The following is a 16,177-nucleotide window of genomic DNA, read 5'->3' as shown; positions in this document are numbered from 1 at the left end:
TAAACAGCCCAGTAAGTAAATAAAAATGACCAGCAGGTTAATACCAATTACTATACGTTTTATAAAAGGCCTGATGAATGCCAATGCCATTGCATAAAAATAACAATTGTTGGTGGAAGGGCAAAAGGAGAAAAGCAGAAATATAATTGTTGTATGTCACCCTATTTGGGTACAGTGACACTATCCATGACTTTGCTACCCGACCCCACGCAATTTTTAGCACATGGCAAGGCACACAAAACTCAGACACAATGCCAACCTTGCCAAGAGCTAAAAATGCCAACGCACTACCCACCCACCCCAGCTGACGAATAATCTGTCATTTGTTTGTAAAAATGTCGTTGTAATTATCAATAACCCATGCTTAGAATTTTGGATATTACTTCATTTTGAATCGACAGGCAAGTATTTTGATAATTGTGAAGGTGCAATCAAACAGTTAAAAAAGTATTTACCTGATTTTGAAAAAACAAGTAAATATTTTACAAAGCAAGACAACGATATTTATTTAAAACTAAAACCTAAACTGAAAACAGCCATTGCAAATGCAAAAAAGTTAAAAGCATTTGACTTGGATAATCCCAAAACGGCAATGACTCAAATGCAGCTGCTATACGAGACCGACGAAATGAAGTCGATTATTAATGTTTAATAAAGCCTACAGCTAACAACTAAGGCTTCGTTGGGTGCGTAGCGCCAACAATGAAGCCGCCTGTTGAACGAAACCGGTAAATTATCCGGGTGTTTATTGATTATGGAGTTATCGTTTTGCTACTGTGTTGCTGTAATTGAAAATCGGGGGGTATTATTTTTTTCAATTCTTTGTTTACTGCTGTGTGCCGTTATTGTAGTAGCGGTTATGTTCTTGCAGGCACAGCAATTCCCTTACCCGCATTTAGCAGGCATTCCTTTTTGCACCGGCCTTATGCTGCGGTGGTGGCCCCCGTTTGCCAAAGGTGATGATGGTGATTAATATGCCTGTTTTGCAACAAGGGCAGCAATGTAGTTTTGTTGTACTGTCATTTTTTGGTGTTGGCAACTTTAACTGTTTTTTTAAGGCAACAAACTTTGCCCGCTTCCAGGTAGTGCTGCGTATGCCGTAATGCCTGATGCGTACAAAGCGCAGGGGTAAAATGTGCATAGCAAAACGCCGGATAAATTCCGGGTTGCTCAGCGTCATTTGTTTTATACTGCCATGGCTTTTATAATCTTTGTAGTGGAAGGTGGTATTGGTTTGATCTACCTGTTGCAAACGGTGATTGCTGATAGCAATTTTATGGGTGTACCTGCCTAAGTATTCTATTACCTGCTTTGGTGCGCCAAAAGGGCGCTTGGCATACACTACCCAATTTTTGGCAAATAAATGATTGATGAGTGTTTTATCTGTGATACCCTTTTGCCTGAGCAGTGCAACATACTTTGCACGGTACACATTGCTCAAAGCTTTTGCCGGAAACAAATATTTTCCATTGGCAGTAATGGTTTTAAAATGACCCTTTGCATCTACGCCTGCACCCGGTACAATACAATGCAGGTGGGGATGCAGGCTAAGCGTTTGTCCCCAGGTATGCAGAATGGCAATCATGCCGCCTTGTCTTGTCCTGATTTACGTTCGCCGTTTGCGGACACACAACACAACAACAGAGTGTTGTATATCTGTAAATTGCTATTTGAAAAATAATTCATCGAATCTGAATTACGCCACTCCATTTTTTCTTCTTTTATTTGCAAATGGAATCAACGGAAAAAAAAATTATCATCATCACGGCACCATCGGGTGCAGGTAAAACTTCTATTACCCGATATCTTTTAGCAAAATATCCCAAATTAGCATTTTCTATTTCCGCTACTACCCGTTCCCCTCGAAGCAATGAGCAGAACGGAAAAGATTATTATTTTATTTCTATCAACAATTTTCAGGAAAAAATTAAAGCAAATGAATTTGTTGAATGGGAAATGGTATATGAAGGAAAATATTATGGCACCCTGCACGCAGAAATAGAAAGAATTTGGCAGGAAGGAAAAGTGCCGGTTTTGGATATTGATGTGAAAGGCGCCATTCATGTACAACAACAATATCCCAACAATACCTTGTCCATTTTTATTGAAGCGCCCAGTTTGGATGATTTAAAAAAAAGATTAGAAAGCAGGGGCACAGAAACCCCGGATAGTATTGCTACCCGTATGAATAAAGCCAGGTATGAAATTTCTTTTAAGCATCACTTTAATATAGGAATTGTAAACAAAGAATTAGAGCAGGCCTGCCGGGAAGCAGAAACTGCCATCCGCCAATTTCTGGGCTGGTAATGAGCGGGTATTGCTATTTTTTCCTGATGTATTGGTAATAAAATTATTGGCCTTCCTTCTTTATTCTTCCTGCAATTATCCTACCTTGTTTCATTAAATGAACAGGATATGCTATTTCAAAATAAGACCGTATTCATTACCGGTGCCAGCAGGGGCATCGGCAAGGCAATAGCGTTAGAACTGGCAAAACAAGGGGCTAATATTGTGATTGCTGCTAAAAGCACAGAAGAAAACCCCAAATTAGGCGGCACTATTTTTTCTGCAGCTAAAGAAATAGAGGCAATAGGCACCAAGGCTTTGCCCATAAAAACCGATATTCGATTTGAAGAACAAATACAACAAGCGGTAGAAATAGCAGTAGAAGCTTTTGGCGGAATTGATATTTTAATCAATAATGCTTCTGCCATTCAATTATCTGATACTCTCTCCACCGAAACCAAGCGCTTCGATTTAATGCACAGCATTAATGTACGGGGTACTTTTCTGGTTACACAAGCCTGTGTTCCTTATTTAAAAAAAGCACCCAATCCACATATTTTAACCTTATCACCACCTCTGAATATGCAGCCCAAATGGCTGGCACCACATATTGCGTACACCCTTACCAAATACAATATGAGCATGATGGCCATTGCCTGGGCACATGAGTTTAAAGAGCTGGGTATTGCATCCAATGCTTTGTGGCCAAGAACCACCATCGATACGGCTGCAGTACGTAATTTATTGGGCGGCGTTGCGTTGGCTAACCAAAGCCGAACGCCACAAATCCTGTCCGATGCTGCTACTATCATCCTGCAAAAAAAATCAAAAGACTGTACAGGCAATACGTTTATTGATGAAGCAGTACTGGCAGCAGAAGGCATCACTGATTTAGATAAATATGCTGTGGTACCAGGTGCCACACTTTTCAACGATTTATTTGTATAAATCGATATTTTTATTAGTACATTTCCATTTTTTATACAACCAAAACCAACTACTTATGAGAAAATTTATTATTCTGTTGCTTGCTGACAGCCTACTATGGCTGTCTGCTCCATTTGCTCAAACACCGCAAAAACCCAATGCACTCAAACAAACTGCCATGGCCGATTTGCAAAGCCAGTATAACACCTACAAAAATGTAGCTTTACAAATTTGGAACTTTGCAGAAGTGGGCTATAAAGAAGTAAAGAGTTCAGCACTGCTGCAAGAACAACTTAAAAATGCAGGCTTTTCTGTTGAAAGCGGAGTGGCCGATATTCCCACTGCTTTTGTGGCTACCTATGGTAGCGGTCAGCCTGTGATTGGTATATTGGCTGAATTTGATGCCTTACCCGGTTTATCTCAACAGGCTGTTGCTGAAAAAGAGCCGGTTGCCGGACAGGCAGCGGGGCATGGCTGCGGACATCATTTATTTGGCACGGCTTCAGTAGCTGCCGGAATAGAAATACAAAAATTAATAGCCTCCAACCAATTAAAAGGAACTATAAAAGTATATGGTTGTCCGGCCGAAGAAGGCGGCAGTGGCAAAGTGTATATGGTGCGTGCAGGATTATTCAATGGGGTAGATGTAGTATTGCACTGGCATCCCGGCGCAGAAAATGGTGTAACCATGACCAGTGCATTAGCCAACATCTCTGCCAAATTCAGATTTCATGGTATTGCTGCACACGCTGCAGCATCGCCCGAAAAAGGCCGCTCTGCTTTAGATGCCGTTGAAGCTATGGATTATATGGCCAATATGATGCGGGAACACGTGCCTCAGGAAACCCGTATTCACTACATTATTACCAATGGCGGCAAGGCGCCCAATGTGGTACCCGATTTTGCTGAGGTGTATTATTATGTACGCCACCCCAATAAAGAGCAGGTAAAATCTATTTTTGACAGGTTGGTAAAAGCCGGGCAGGGTGCAGCATTGGGCACCGGCACAACCATGGATTATGAAATTATTGGTGGAACGCATGATTTGCTGTTGAATAAAACACTGGCCAATGTAATGCAGTCTGATTTAGAACAAGTGGGCGGCGTTACCTATACGCCAGATGAAGTAGCATTCGGTAAAAAATTACAGGCCACTTTTAATTTTAACGTACCACCCATTGAGTCGGCTGCTACCATTAAACCATTAAAAGAACAGGAAGATGCCGGCGGCGGCTCAACCGATGTAGGCGATGTAAGCTATACAGTGCCCACCGTTGGCTTAAGGGCTGCTACCTGGATTCCAGGCACTCCTGCGCATAGCTGGCAGGCCACTGCCTGTGGAGGAACTGAAATTGGCACCAAAGGCATGATGGTAGCCGCTAAAACATTGGCATTAACTGCCATTGATTTATACCAAAGTCCGGCTTTGATTGATGCAGCTAAAAAAGAATTTGTGCAAGCCAAAGGCAATTACCAGTACAAAGCATTGTTGGGCGATAGAAAGCCTGCTTTACATTACCGCGATTAATTGTGTAATATTTGGATATTAAATCAACCGCTTTCTGCTAAAGTAAGCGGTTTTTTATTGCTTTGATGCTATGTTTGCAAATATTTTAGCGGTTCATGATAAGCCGGCAAATCAAAAAGCTTATCCTGCCAATGCGCTATAAGATTCGTGATTTTTAAAAGCAACGCTACCATACACCTAAACAAATGAAAGTAATTGAACACATTCAACAGGCCAAAAGTACCTTACTGTCTTTTGAAGTATTACCACCCTTGAAAGGAAAAACCATTACCTCGTTATATGATCATTTAGATCCGCTCATGGAGTTTAAGCCTTCCTGGATCAATGTTACCTACCACCGTAGCGAAAGTATGTTTAAGAAAAAAGCCGATGGCTCTTTTGAAAAAGTAGAAGTACGCAAAAGACCCGGTACTGTGGGCATTTGCGCTGCCATTATGAACCATTATAAAATAGATACAGTGCCCCATTTAATTTGTGGCGGCTTTACCAAACGCGAAAGTGAAGATGCTTTAATTGATTTGAATTTTCTGGGTATTGATAATGTGTTGGTATTACGGGGCGATGCAGCTAAAAATGAAACCAGTTTTGAGCCGGAGCCAGATGGACATGCACATGCCATTGATTTACAAAAGCAGGTGGTGAACTTAAACCACGGTATATACATTGATGAAGATATTCGCGATGGTGGTAAAACTAATTTTTGCATTGGCACCGCAGGCTATCCTGAAAAACATTTTGAAGCACCCAACTTAGATACCGATTTGCAGTTTTTAAAAGAAAAAGTTGAAGCCGGCGCCGATTATATTATGACCCAAATGTTCTTCGATAACAAAAAGTTTTTTGCTTTTGTAAAAGCCTGCAGGGCAATGGGTATTCAGGTGCCCATTATTCCGGGATTAAAACCCATTACTTCTAAAAAACAATTAACCGTATTGCCCAGAATTTTTCATGTAGATATTCCCACTGATTTATCAAATACTATTTTAAATTGTAAAACAGATGCTGAGGTAGAAGCAATTGGTACTACCTGGTTAATTCAACAATCAAAAGAACTGAAAGCTGCCGGTGTGCCGGTATTGCATTACTATACTTTGGGTAAACCTAAAGTAATACGCAATGTGGTGAAAGAGGTGTTTTAGGTATCCAAATGCAAAATATAAATGCAGATATCTTCTTGCAATTCAAAACAATAAACTATGGTAATCCAATCACTTCATTTCGTTTACGAAACAAAATAGTAATTATGCTATAATAATTGCTCAATTTCTGAAAGTTTATTTTTTAAAATCTGACTAATAATCCTCCTCCCCATTGATACCTTGAATCATACCCGCCCGATAGTGAAATATACTTACTTAGAAGATACTGTAGATCAAGGTGATATTCCTTATCTGTATTGATACGCCAATTAAAAAAAACATGTGGCAGCAGCCATTCATCACTTTCTAATTGAAGTCGAACCCTGCCTGCAGAATTTATTCGAAGGTCAGATTCGATAAAGAAAGGGAGGGTATATCTTATGCCTACTACGGGCAAATCAAATTCTTGTTGAAAAATTTCTTTCCCACTAAAAACATTAAAATATTTTTGTCTTACAGTGGCAACGCCTATATATGGTCTAAACCAATTTGTAATATATCTTTCATAACTTAGATTTATTTCGTATTGGCCATTATAGTTGGTATTGGCTTCTGTTCTAATTGCATTTGACATATTAATATAATTGGCAGTAAATTCTGTCATCATGCTTTTTGCTGCTAAACTGCCATAAAAAAACCATTGTTTATCTTCATTTAATATTTTTTTCAGCGGATAGTTAGCCAGGGCAGTATCTCTTTCACTACCTTCATAATGTATGTAACGTGCCATTCCACTTGCCAAATGATACAAGATGTGGCAATGAAAAAACCAGTCTTTATCTTGATTTGCGGCAAATTCTATTACCACCGTTGTCATTGGGGGCACATCTACGGTGTGTTTTAATGGAGAGTAATCGCCATTTTTGTTAAGAACCCGGAAATAGTGACCATGAAGGTGCATAGGATGGTTCATCATGGTTTTATTAACAAGTATCAGCCTTACATTTTCTCCTTTCTTTACCGCAATTGAGTCTTGTTGTGAAATTGTTTTGTTATTTATTGACCATACATACCTGTACATATTTCCGGTTAGGTTCAGTGTAATTTCCCTGGTTGGATTTCCCTGTGGTAAGTTTGTTGGTGTAAAAGATTTGAGCATATCATAATTAAACATTATGAATTTACCAGTTGTGTCTGACTTAACTGCACTCATTACTGGCATATCCATGTTTTGATTCACCTTTTTTTCCACGGAAGTTTTTTGCATAGGGTTACTCTGTTGAACCATTTCATTTTTACTGCTTCCCATCGTCTGTTTGTCCATTGGCATATTACCCATATGTCCTCCTTTTTTCAAGCGCATATTCATATTGCCCATATTCATTCTGCCTGGCATATTTACAGTTAAATTATGAATGGTTTCACTCATTTTCCATACATTAGGTTTTGGAATATCAGGAGCCATTATTTTATTACCTTGCCCTATAAATACAGAAGCATGGCCAGTAACATCAATAGCTGTTGAACGAAATTCGTAAGCACCATTTGTAGGAACTGTAATAATGAAATCATAGGTTTCGGCAACCCCCATCAACAAGCGGTCAATGAAAACGGGTTGAACATCTACCCCATCTGCCGCAATTAATTCCATTTTACCGCCTGCATACTGCAAATAAAAATAGGAGGATGCTGACCCATTAATAACCCTTAATCTTATTTTTTGTCCGGGTTTATATTTTGAGAAGTCTAATTCAGTAGTTCCATTAATGAAAAATCTGTTATAATAAACATCAGAAATATCCATCGGAGGCATTCTGTTATAAGCTGCTTTTAGCCTTTCGCCCCACGCATGGTGTTTTAATAATTTATCAAGGCTCTGGGGATAGCCTTTTTCTAATGCATAATATTCATTAGCAGCATCTCTTCTTTTCAAGGTTGTTAAAACAGAGGCCGGCTTTTCATTTGTCCAGTCAGATAGTACCAGAACCAATTCCCCATCTACCTGATATCTTTTTTTTATAGGTTGAATAACTATCGATCCATATAAACCGCTTTGTTCCTGCAGCATTGTATGCGAGTGATACCAATAAGTTCCAGATTGTATAAGCGGAAAACGGAAGGTGAAAGTTTTTCCCGGTTCAATAGGTGGTGTGGTTAAATAAGGAACACCATCCATGAGGTTAGGTAACAATATTCCATGCCAATGTACTGAAGTAGATACATTCATTTCATTATGCACATGTATTACTGCGGTATCACCTTCAGTGAAATACAGTGTAGGTGCTGGAATAGAGCCATTTACAGCAATTGCTTTCACCCTCTTGCCAGTATAATTAACTGTAGTATCAGCAATGTTAAGTGTATATTCAACTGTTTTGGGTTTATTTACTTGCGCATGCAGCATGCAAGAAGTAAATAAACAAAGAATTATAAGTAGTTTTTTCATAAGCTTATTTTTATATTTTATTGGAATATCGTTTTGTGCTTTGTAGTAAAGTTAAACAAAACAAAACAAAATGTAAAATTTATCAGTAAATGCTATTACAGCCGAAAGATTTATGGTAAGCATATTAGCGATATATTTATTAGTAATGCCATTATTAATAAGAGTACAATTTAAGTCTTATTTTAATTTTATTTTTGTAACATTATGAGATGATAAAGTCAACAGTTATAAAACGGGGTACAGTTAAGGCACAAGAAGCCATACGTTTAAGGGTGGTTGGTTATTTACAATAGAAATTGGGAACTTAGTGAATGTTCAGTAAATCGAATTTGGTCAAAATACAGGCAATACGGCAAGCGTTCGTTGAGCAATAAAAAGCGAGGCGTGCAAGGAGGTAAAAAGATTACTGGTAAACAAGCAGCAGAGGTAGGCCAGTTGATAAAGGAAAAGCTTCCTGACCAATTAAAACTACCCTTTGGGCTGTGGACAAGGGAGGCTGTGCAACAATTATTGTTAGACAGATATAGGATTGAGTTATCGCGTTGGCAGGTTGGGCGATATTTAAAAGACTGGGGGTATACTCCTCAAAAGCCCATCAATAAGGCATTTGAGCAAAAACCGGAAAAAGTAAAAGAGTAGCTGGGAAAAGAATATCCTGCCATTAAAAAAAGAACTGCCCAACAGAATGCCGTTATTTACTTTGGGGATGAAACAGGCATGCGTAGCGATCATCAGGCAGGCAGGCGTTACGCCTCTGCTGGAGAAACACCCGTTATTAAAAAGACAGGACAAGGCTTTTCATTGAATATGATTTCAGCAATAAGCAACCAGGGTCATTTACAATTTATGATTATAGACGGCAGGTTTAACAGCGGAGTGTTTGAAACATTTTTGCGGCAAATGATAAAGTATAGCAGGCAGAAACTATATTTTGTAACAGAGGGGCACCCAGCGCACAAAACAAAAAAACTAAATGAATGTCTCTAGGCAAATAGAAACAAGATTGAAGTATTTTTTCTTCCACCATACAATTCGGAATTGAAACCGCAGGAGTATGTCAATCAGGATGTAAAAACAAATGTAGTAGGTGACCCGTCCTAAAATAGGTTGGCACTCAAGCACATAAAAAAGCCCATAAACATTTTCGTTTATGAGCTAATCCACTTTAAGTGGGCCCACCTGGGCTTGAACCAGGGACCCCCTGATTATGAGTCAGGTGCTCTAACCAGCTGAGCTATAGGCCCTGAGCTTTGGGCTCAAGAGGCGCAAAAATAACCAAATCCCGCTATTTTCCAAATACCATTCAAAATAGTCAGTCCTGTTATTTTAAAAACAGTTAGGTATTTCAACTGCTACTTTTCTTCATGCATATAGCATACTCTATTTCTTTTCCTCCAACAATTTTTCACTATTTATCAGCTTTTGCTAATTTTTAACCCTTTTGGTGGCCGCAATTCTGTTATTTTTGTTCCATACTAAAAAAAGGTTAAATCACCTGCATTTATACATAATGAAAAAATCGATCCTACTACTGCTTAGTGTATGCACCATGGCCATGGCCCATGCACAACTTTCAACCCTGTTTCATAAAAAAGGCAAAACAGATTCTACTGTACACCACAAAGCACCCAAAGAAAAGAAGCCGGTGATGCCTAAAGTAAAAAAAGACTGGAGTAAAGTAGACCTCACCAAAGTTCCATCAGACCATTTTTTAATTCAGTTTGGCAGCGATACATGGACCGGCCGCCCCAATCCCGATACCATTGGTACCAAAGGGTTTAGTCGCCACTTTAATTTTTATGTAATGCTTAACAAGCCATTTAAAACCGATCCGCGTTTCAGTGTGGCGTATGGCTTAGGCGTGGGTACCAGCAATATTTTCTTTGACCACCGGTACGTAAAAGTGTGGGCACCCGGACCAACCCTGCCATTCGATAGTACTACCCGGTTTAAAAAATCGAAAGTAACGACCATTTATTTACAGGCACCTATTGAGTTGCGTTATTATTCCAACCCCGGCGATCCGCAACATTCCTGGAAATTTGCTGCCGGTGTAAAAGTGGGCACTTTATTAAAAGCATACTTTAAAGGAAAAAATCTGTTAGATATTAACAACAATAGTTTGTATGGTACCCAATATGTGCAGAAAGAAAGCAATAAAAAATTCTTTAACGGTACCTTTCTCGCAGCAACGGCCCGAGCGGGATATGGGAACATCTCACTCAATATAGACTATTCCGTACTGGGTGTGTTAAAACAAAATGCAGGTCCTGTCATGAACACACTATCTATTGGACTTACAATTAGCGGATTGTAAAACAAGCTATATATTTCAATCATCAGCCCCATCCCTGTTCAGTGCCTCGATGGGGCTTTTCTTGTAAAGCAGGGTATTTGCAATACCTTTGTCCAAAACAAAGTATCGTTGATAGATAAGAACCAGAAAATAGCCACAGAAGAAAAAGTGGTGTTAATTGGGTTGGTAACCAAAGAAAATACCCCCGAGCAAATAGAAGAATATTTAGATGAATTGGCCTTTTTGGCCGAAACAGCCGGTGCCATTACTTTAAAACGTTTTGTGCAGCGCTTACCGCATCCCGATAGTCGCACTTTTTTAGGGAAAGGGAAATTAGAAGAAATAAAAGCCTATGTACAGGCCAAAGGCGTGAATTTAGCCATAGTGGATGATGAGTTAAGCGGTTCACAAATTTCAAATATGGAAGATGTGCTCGGCATTCGAACCATTGACCGAAGCGATTTAATTCTGGATATTTTTGCCCGAAGGGCCAGAACAGCCCAGGCCAAAGTTCAGGTAGAGCTGGCACAATACCAATATTTATTACCCCGCTTAAAAGGTATGTGGAAGCACTTAGAACGTCAGGGCGGTGGTATTGGTACACGCGGCCCCGGTGAAACAGAAATAGAAACCGACCGTCGTATAGTAAAAGATAAAATTGCTTTACTGCGTAAAAGATTGCAGGAAATAGATAAACAGGCCTTTACCCAACGCAAAGAAAGAGGTGAACTGATTCGGGTTTCTCTGGTGGGCTATACCAATGTGGGCAAAAGCACCATCATGAACCTGTTAAGTAAAAGTGAGGTATTTGCAGAAAATAAATTATTTGCTACATTAGATACTACCACTCGTAAAGTAGTATTTGAAAACACGCCCTTTTTATTAAGCGATACGGTTGGATTTATTAGAAAGCTGCCCCACCATTTAGTGGAAAGTTTTAAAAGTACATTAGATGAAGTACGGGAAGCCGATATTTTATTACATGTGGTCGATATATCGCACCCTGGTTTTGAAGAACAAATGGGTACCGTTCAAAAAACCTTGCAGGAGTTAAAAGCGTTCGATAAACCCATCCTCACTATTTTTAATAAAATGGATTTGTATGAATCTAAATATTTTGATGAATGGCTGGCACCAGAAGTAAAAGAAGATATTTTACGCGAACTGTATGATAAATGGGCGCACCTTACCGAAGGCAACTGTGTATTTATTGCTGCATTGGAAAAACGGAATGTAGATCTGTTGAGAACGGAGATATTAGATAAAGTAAGGCGAATGTATCGGGTAAGATATCCCTATAAAACCATTCATTTTTAGCAGATGTGGGAGCACCAAAAAGAACCTCAATGGATATTAGCAGGTCCAATACTCCAATTTTTTGAACCCGGCGAAAATGCATTGAAGCCGGTGGAGGTGTCGGGTAAAAATATTACACTGGCACAATGGAACGGAAAGCATTTTGCATTTGCCCAAAAATGTCCGCATGCAGGCGGCATACTCGCCAATGGTTATATAGATGCAACTGGTTGCATTACTTGTCCATTACATCATTATAAGTTTAATATGGAAACCGGCCGGAATATAAGTAGTGAAGAATATTATTTAAAAACCTATCCTGTAAAAACAGATGGGATTGAGTTGTGGATAGGAATGTAACCGACAATAAACGAATACTTTTTTGTAATTTTTAAAAGGATATTTTGCTGAAATACATTTTTCCCTATTTTTGCGCTCCGCGAATGCGGAAGGTATTCCCGAATAGCTCAGTTGGTTAGAGCATCTGACTGTTAATCAGAGGGTCACTGGTTCAAGTCCAGTTTCGGGAGCAACAATAAATAGGAGGTCAATTTCGACCTCCTGTTTTATTTTACCACCTTCTAAACTTTACCTGCAATCAGGAATATTTTTTGATATGCATGCATGAAAATATTGTACGGATTGTGGAAATGGTAAGTCGGTATAGCTTGCCTACCAATAAATGGTTGGTTGCCTTCATGTTGGAAGAATTCAAGTGAATGGTATTTTTTTCGGGTAAATAAATGTACAGTATTAAGCGTATGCTCCAAAAAAAGGAACGGCCAGATAAAAATATCAGCCGTTCTATACTATTCACCCTGCCTGAAAATAAAAATGAATTGATACAGGCTTCCCTTTTTTAATTTAAAACCAATACTTAAAGCCCTTTCAGAAAACTGCTATTTGTATTACAATACAAAAAGGATGTTCCCGTTTTTATAACAGAAACATCCTTTTAATACAATAATTGATAAGCATGGTTATAGGATATTGCATGGTTTAAATGGATATTGAATCTGATGTAAAGCTAAACTATGTAGCTTACCGCTCCAATAGAAGTATCTGTTGATTTTTTGTAGGAATATAACGACAAGCCAATTCCGTTGAAACATAAAAAAAGCCGGATTGAATTCCGGCTCAGTTGAAATAAAATGTTTGTATTACTTTGCTTTTGCATAGTGTTCAGCTACTTTTTGCCAGTTCACCACATTCCAGAATGCTGATAAATATTCGGCTCTGCGGTTTTGGTATTTTAAATAATAAGCATGTTCCCATACATCTACGCCCAGAATAGGTTGTCCTTTAACTTCTGCCACATCCATTAATGGATTATCTTGATTAGGCGTTGATGAAATTTCCAATTTCCCATCTTTCACAATCAGCCAGGCCCAACCGCTGCCAAAACGTGTCATTCCTGCATTGGCAAATTTTTCTTTAAATGCATCAAATGAGCCAAATGCAGCATCAATGGCTTTGGTCAAATCGCCTGTAGGTGTTCCGCCGGCTTTGGGTGCTAAAATTTCCCAGAAAAAACTATGATTCCAGTGTCCGCCGCCATTGTTGCGCACAGCAGGTGAAATGGTGCCTGCAGCGGCTACCAATTCCTCTAAAGATTTTCCTTCGTGTGGCGTGCCTGCAATGGCTTTATTTAAATTATCCAGATAGGTCTGATGGTGTTTGCCATAATGAAATTGCATAGTTGCAGTATCAATAAATGGCTCTAAAGCATCATATGCATAAGGTAATGCAGGTAGTGTAAATAACATAATTAAACTATTTAATAGGTGAACAATTTGATTGGATTTCAAAATTAACCAATATTCCCCGTTATTATTTAAATTTTGTGTTAAGGGTTAATCTTTTTAAATTGTAGCCTTCTTTATTTTCTTATTTCGATAATGAACGCCATATGAAAAAAAACAAAATGATTGCATCCAGGAGGTCTTTTATTGAGAAACTCTCAAAAGGTGCTGCCGCTGCAGCTTTATTACCTACTGTAGGAAGTTGGGCTGCTACTAACCGTACCGCCTTGCTGCCGGTTCGGAAATACAGTGCAAACGATAATATTCAAATTGCGCTCATTGGAGCAGGAGGTATGGGTACAGCCGATGCCAATACTGCTATTACCGTTCCGGGTATTAAACTGATTGCAGCCTGCGATTTATATGACGGGCGCTTAGCCGATGCCAAAAAACATTATGGTAATGATATTTTTATAACACGTGATTATCGTGAAATTATTAATCGTAAAGATGTGGATGCTGTAATTGTAGCCACACCCGATCATTGGCATAAAGCCATATCCGTTGATGCCATGAATAAAGGTAAACACGTGTACTGCGAAAAACCAATGGTGCACGATGTAACAGAAGGTAATGCTGTGGTTGCTGCTCAAAATGTCAATAAAGTGGTGTTTCAGGTGGGTAGCCAGGGTATGAGTTCGCTGGGTAATGAAAAAGCAAAGGAATTATTGGCGGCAGGGGCAATTGGGCAATTAAATTATGCCGAGGGTTTTTGGGCACGCAATTCTCCTTTTGGTGCCTGGCAGTATGATATTCCTGCCGATGCATCCACCAAAACAGTTGATTGGAAAACTTTTTTACACAATTATCCCGATAGGCCTTTCGATCCCAAACGTTTTTTCCGTTGGCGTTGTTACCGCGATTATGGTACCGGTGTTTCGGGCGATTTGTTTGTGCATTTGTTTTCCAGCCTTCATTTTATTACCAATTCCATAGGCCCTACCAAAGTAATGGCTACCGGCGGGTTACGATTTTGGAAAGATGGCCGTGAAGTACCAGATATTTTATTGGGCATGTTCGATTATCCTGAAACAGCAGTGCATCCGGCCTTTAACCTGTCGCTTCGGGTAAATTTTGTAGACGGTACTGCCGATAATACTTATTTGCGTATGGTAGGTAATGAAGGTTCTATGATTGTAGAATGGGATAAAGTAACCCTTACCACCAATAAAAGTTATGCCGCTGCTGATGATCCATTATTAAAAACAAAATTAAATGGAAGTAATATTGCCGGATACGACCGCAAGAAAATGCTGCCGCCCGATTCCATTGTTTATAAAGCTGAAGAAGGGTATAAAGGCGCCCATTTCGATCATTTCTATAATTTCTTTCAGGACATTAGAAATGGCACCACTTCCCGGGAAGATGCATTATTTGGTTACAGGGCTGCGGCACCTGCATTGCTATGCAACGATAGCTATTTTAAGCAAACCACCATGCGCTGGAATCCGGAACAATTAACGGTTGTGTCATAAAAATAATTTTATGCAACAAAAATTAAGCTTTCATATGCTACTGTTACTGACCATCAGTCTGCTAAGTTTCATCCCCCACCAAACAAAGGATAATACCTTAACTGCCAAAGAAAAAAAACAGGGGTGGCAACTTCTGTTCAATGGCAATAATTTAGGTGGTTGGCGTACCTATCAAAATAAGCCTTCCAATAGCTGGGAGGTTCAAAATGGTATTTTGCACTGTAAAGGCAGCAATACAGATAAATCGGATAAACGAGCCGATTTAATTACTGATAAGCAATACGATAATTTTGAATTGTCTGTTGATTGGAAAATTTCTCCTGCCGGCAACAGCGGCATTATGTATCACGTAACTGAAGCCTACGATGCTGCCTATCTTTCCGGTCCCGAATACCAGATTATAGATGATGAAGGATTTCCGGAGAAGCTGGAAGAGTGGCAAAAAACTGGTGCCGACTATGCCATGCATACTACCCATATTCGCCCTACAAAACCCGTGGGCCAATGGAACCACACCGTGATTATTTTTAACAAAGGCCATGTGGAGCATTGGCTGAATGGTGTAAAAGTACTTTCATTTGAAGCCTGGACACCCGAATGGGAACAATTGAAGAAAGAAGGAAAATGGAAGGATGCCGCTGGTTATGGAATGGCTAAAACGGGTTCTATTGCTTTACAAGACCATGGCAGTGAGGCTTGGTTTAAAAACATAAAAATCAGGCCATTATAATTTCACTAAAGCAAACAAATGGTTACCTGCCGAATAGATGGCCTTATTTAAAAAAGTAGTTTTTATTTCGTTGATTGAAAATATATAACGGTAAGCAATTTGTGTAATACGCTTTTTGCTTACCTTTTTTTCTTTTTTGAAAGTGCAGAAATTTTTTTTCTGAACTTAACATTTTTTTTAATTGCTTTTGTTTGCCTAAAACTCAATACTGTACTGCATTACGCCAAATTACGGCTTACCGTTTTTAATTGAAACAGTTTCTCTTTTCAAATTTTTTTCAAATAAATTGATAAAAAAGTTTGGATAGGAAAG

General features: G+C 39.1%; 14 protein-coding genes, 2 tRNA genes and 1 pseudogene. 13 read left to right on the top strand and 4 right to left on the bottom strand.

Translation table 11 applies throughout. The features are described from left to right. Window positions 1–304: 304 nt before the first annotated feature. Complete coding sequence (locus EO766_RS18485; RefSeq protein ID WP_081298678.1) at window positions 305–652, top strand: RloB domain-containing protein; 348 nt, start codon at window positions 305–307, stop codon at window positions 650–652. Window positions 653–895: 243 nt separating this feature from the next. On the opposite strand, the pseudogene EO766_RS16720 reads toward EO766_RS18485, so the two are convergent. Continuing rightward, window positions 896–1,588: pseudogene (locus tag EO766_RS16720) on the bottom strand (IS91 family transposase); the annotation flags it as partial. Between the two features lie 143 nt (window positions 1,589–1,731). Between EO766_RS16720 and gmk the strand changes: the two are divergent. From gmk to EO766_RS16700, 4 genes are all read left to right on the top strand, one after another. Then, on the top strand, window positions 1,732–2,307 hold the full coding sequence (gene gmk / locus EO766_RS16715; RefSeq protein WP_074419469.1) for a guanylate kinase: 576 nt from the start codon (window positions 1,732–1,734) through the stop codon (window positions 2,305–2,307). A gap of 108 nt (window positions 2,308–2,415) precedes the next feature. Next, the gene (locus EO766_RS16710; protein WP_074419470.1) at window positions 2,416–3,234 is read left to right on the top strand and encodes an SDR family oxidoreductase; all 819 of its coding nucleotides are present in this window, start codon (window positions 2,416–2,418) and stop codon (window positions 3,232–3,234) included. A gap of 55 nt (window positions 3,235–3,289) precedes the next feature. Continuing rightward, window positions 3,290–4,741, top strand: coding sequence for an amidohydrolase (locus EO766_RS16705; RefSeq protein WP_074419471.1), 1,452 nt, complete (start codon window positions 3,290–3,292; stop codon window positions 4,739–4,741). A 185-nt stretch (window positions 4,742–4,926) separates the two neighbouring features. Beyond that, the gene (locus EO766_RS16700; protein ID WP_074419472.1) at window positions 4,927–5,880 is read left to right on the top strand and encodes a methylenetetrahydrofolate reductase; all 954 of its coding nucleotides are present in this window, start codon (window positions 4,927–4,929) and stop codon (window positions 5,878–5,880) included. 142 nt (window positions 5,881–6,022) lie between these two features. Here EO766_RS16700 and EO766_RS16695 read toward each other — a convergent pair whose 3' ends face one another. Continuing rightward, window positions 6,023–8,266 carry a multicopper oxidase domain-containing protein gene (locus EO766_RS16695; RefSeq protein ID WP_074419473.1) on the bottom strand — a complete coding sequence of 748 codons (2,244 nt, stop codon included), beginning with the start codon at window positions 8,264–8,266 and terminating at the stop codon, window positions 6,023–6,025. A gap of 384 nt (window positions 8,267–8,650) precedes the next feature. Here EO766_RS16695 and EO766_RS16690 point away from each other — a divergent pair, with 384 nt between their 5' ends. Further along, window positions 8,651–8,905 (top strand): helix-turn-helix domain-containing protein, encoded by a 255-nt coding sequence (locus tag EO766_RS16690; protein WP_074421172.1) that lies wholly within the window; start codon window positions 8,651–8,653, stop codon window positions 8,903–8,905. Next, window positions 8,906–9,253, top strand: a complete 348-nt coding sequence (locus EO766_RS16685; protein ID WP_353744846.1) for a transposase — start codon at window positions 8,906–8,908, stop codon at window positions 9,251–9,253. 183 nt (window positions 9,254–9,436) lie between these two features. Here EO766_RS16685 and EO766_RS16680 read toward each other — a convergent pair. Beyond that, window positions 9,437–9,510: transfer RNA gene (locus tag EO766_RS16680), tRNA-Ile, on the bottom strand. A 266-nt stretch (window positions 9,511–9,776) separates the two neighbouring features. On the opposite strand from EO766_RS16680, the gene EO766_RS16675 reads away from it, so the two are divergent. The 4 genes from EO766_RS16675 (at window position 9,777) to EO766_RS16660 (ending at window position 12,388) form a co-directional block, all read left to right on the top strand. Further along, window positions 9,777–10,583, top strand: coding sequence for an outer membrane beta-barrel protein (locus tag EO766_RS16675; RefSeq protein ID WP_143439143.1), 807 nt, complete (start codon window positions 9,777–9,779; stop codon window positions 10,581–10,583). 108 nt (window positions 10,584–10,691) lie between these two features. Continuing rightward, the gene (hflX, locus tag EO766_RS16670) at window positions 10,692–11,879 is read left to right on the top strand and encodes a GTPase HflX (protein ID WP_074421247.1); all 1,188 of its coding nucleotides are present in this window, start codon (window positions 10,692–10,694) and stop codon (window positions 11,877–11,879) included. A 3-nt stretch (window positions 11,880–11,882) separates the two neighbouring features. After that, a complete protein-coding gene (locus EO766_RS16665) occupies window positions 11,883–12,218 on the top strand; it encodes a Rieske (2Fe-2S) protein (RefSeq protein ID WP_081298708.1) in 336 nt (111 codons plus the stop codon). Between the two features lie 96 nt (window positions 12,219–12,314). Further along, a tRNA-Asn gene (locus tag EO766_RS16660) sits at window positions 12,315–12,388 on the top strand. Window positions 12,389–13,018: 630 nt separating this feature from the next. Here the strand turns inward: EO766_RS16660 and EO766_RS16655 are convergent. Next, window positions 13,019–13,624, bottom strand: coding sequence for a superoxide dismutase (locus tag EO766_RS16655; RefSeq protein ID WP_074419643.1), 606 nt, complete (start codon window positions 13,622–13,624; stop codon window positions 13,019–13,021). Window positions 13,625–13,767: 143 nt separating this feature from the next. Here EO766_RS16655 and EO766_RS16650 point away from each other — a divergent pair, with 143 nt between their 5' ends. Both EO766_RS16650 and EO766_RS16645 read left to right on the top strand, forming a co-directional pair. After that, window positions 13,768–15,135 (top strand): Gfo/Idh/MocA family protein, encoded by a 1,368-nt coding sequence (locus tag EO766_RS16650; RefSeq protein ID WP_081298709.1) that lies wholly within the window; start codon window positions 13,768–13,770, stop codon window positions 15,133–15,135. Window positions 15,136–15,145: 10 nt separating this feature from the next. Beyond that, complete coding sequence (locus EO766_RS16645) at window positions 15,146–15,865, top strand: 3-keto-disaccharide hydrolase (RefSeq protein WP_074419644.1); 720 nt, start codon at window positions 15,146–15,148, stop codon at window positions 15,863–15,865. The last annotated feature ends 312 nt before the right edge of the window (window positions 15,866–16,177 follow it).

It is taken from the genome of Hydrotalea sp. AMD, assembly GCF_004100315.1.
GTDB classification, from domain to species: domain Bacteria; phylum Bacteroidota; class Bacteroidia; order Chitinophagales; family Chitinophagaceae; genus Hydrotalea; species Hydrotalea flava.
The sequence above is the reverse complement of the archived record's forward strand: the minus strand, read 5'-3'. Positions and strand labels throughout refer to the sequence as shown.

Excerpts from the sequence above, each read along its gene's own strand:
- EO766_RS16705 (WP_074419471.1), top strand. The coding sequence starts at position 3,290 with ATGAGAAAATTTATTATTCTGTTGCTTGCTGACAGCCTACTATGGCTG.
- EO766_RS16700 (WP_074419472.1), top strand. The coding sequence starts at position 4,927 with ATGAAAGTAATTGAACACATTCAACAGGCCAAAAGTACCTTACTGTCT.
- EO766_RS16665 (WP_081298708.1), top strand. The coding sequence starts at position 11,883 with ATGTGGGAGCACCAAAAAGAACCTCAATGGATATTAGCAGGTCCAATA.
- gmk (WP_074419469.1), top strand. The coding sequence starts at position 1,732 with ATGGAATCAACGGAAAAAAAAATTATCATCATCACGGCACCATCGGGT.
- EO766_RS16655 (WP_074419643.1), bottom strand. The coding sequence starts at position 13,624 with ATGTTATTTACACTACCTGCATTACCTTATGCATATGATGCTTTAGAG.
- EO766_RS16695 (WP_074419473.1), bottom strand. The coding sequence starts at position 8,266 with ATGAAAAAACTACTTATAATTCTTTGTTTATTTACTTCTTGCATGCTG.
- EO766_RS16675 (WP_143439143.1), top strand. The coding sequence starts at position 9,777 with ATGAAAAAATCGATCCTACTACTGCTTAGTGTATGCACCATGGCCATG.
- EO766_RS16650 (WP_081298709.1), top strand. The coding sequence starts at position 13,768 with ATGAAAAAAAACAAAATGATTGCATCCAGGAGGTCTTTTATTGAGAAA.
- EO766_RS16645 (WP_074419644.1), top strand. The coding sequence starts at position 15,146 with ATGCAACAAAAATTAAGCTTTCATATGCTACTGTTACTGACCATCAGT.
- EO766_RS16710 (WP_074419470.1), top strand. The coding sequence starts at position 2,416 with ATGCTATTTCAAAATAAGACCGTATTCATTACCGGTGCCAGCAGGGGC.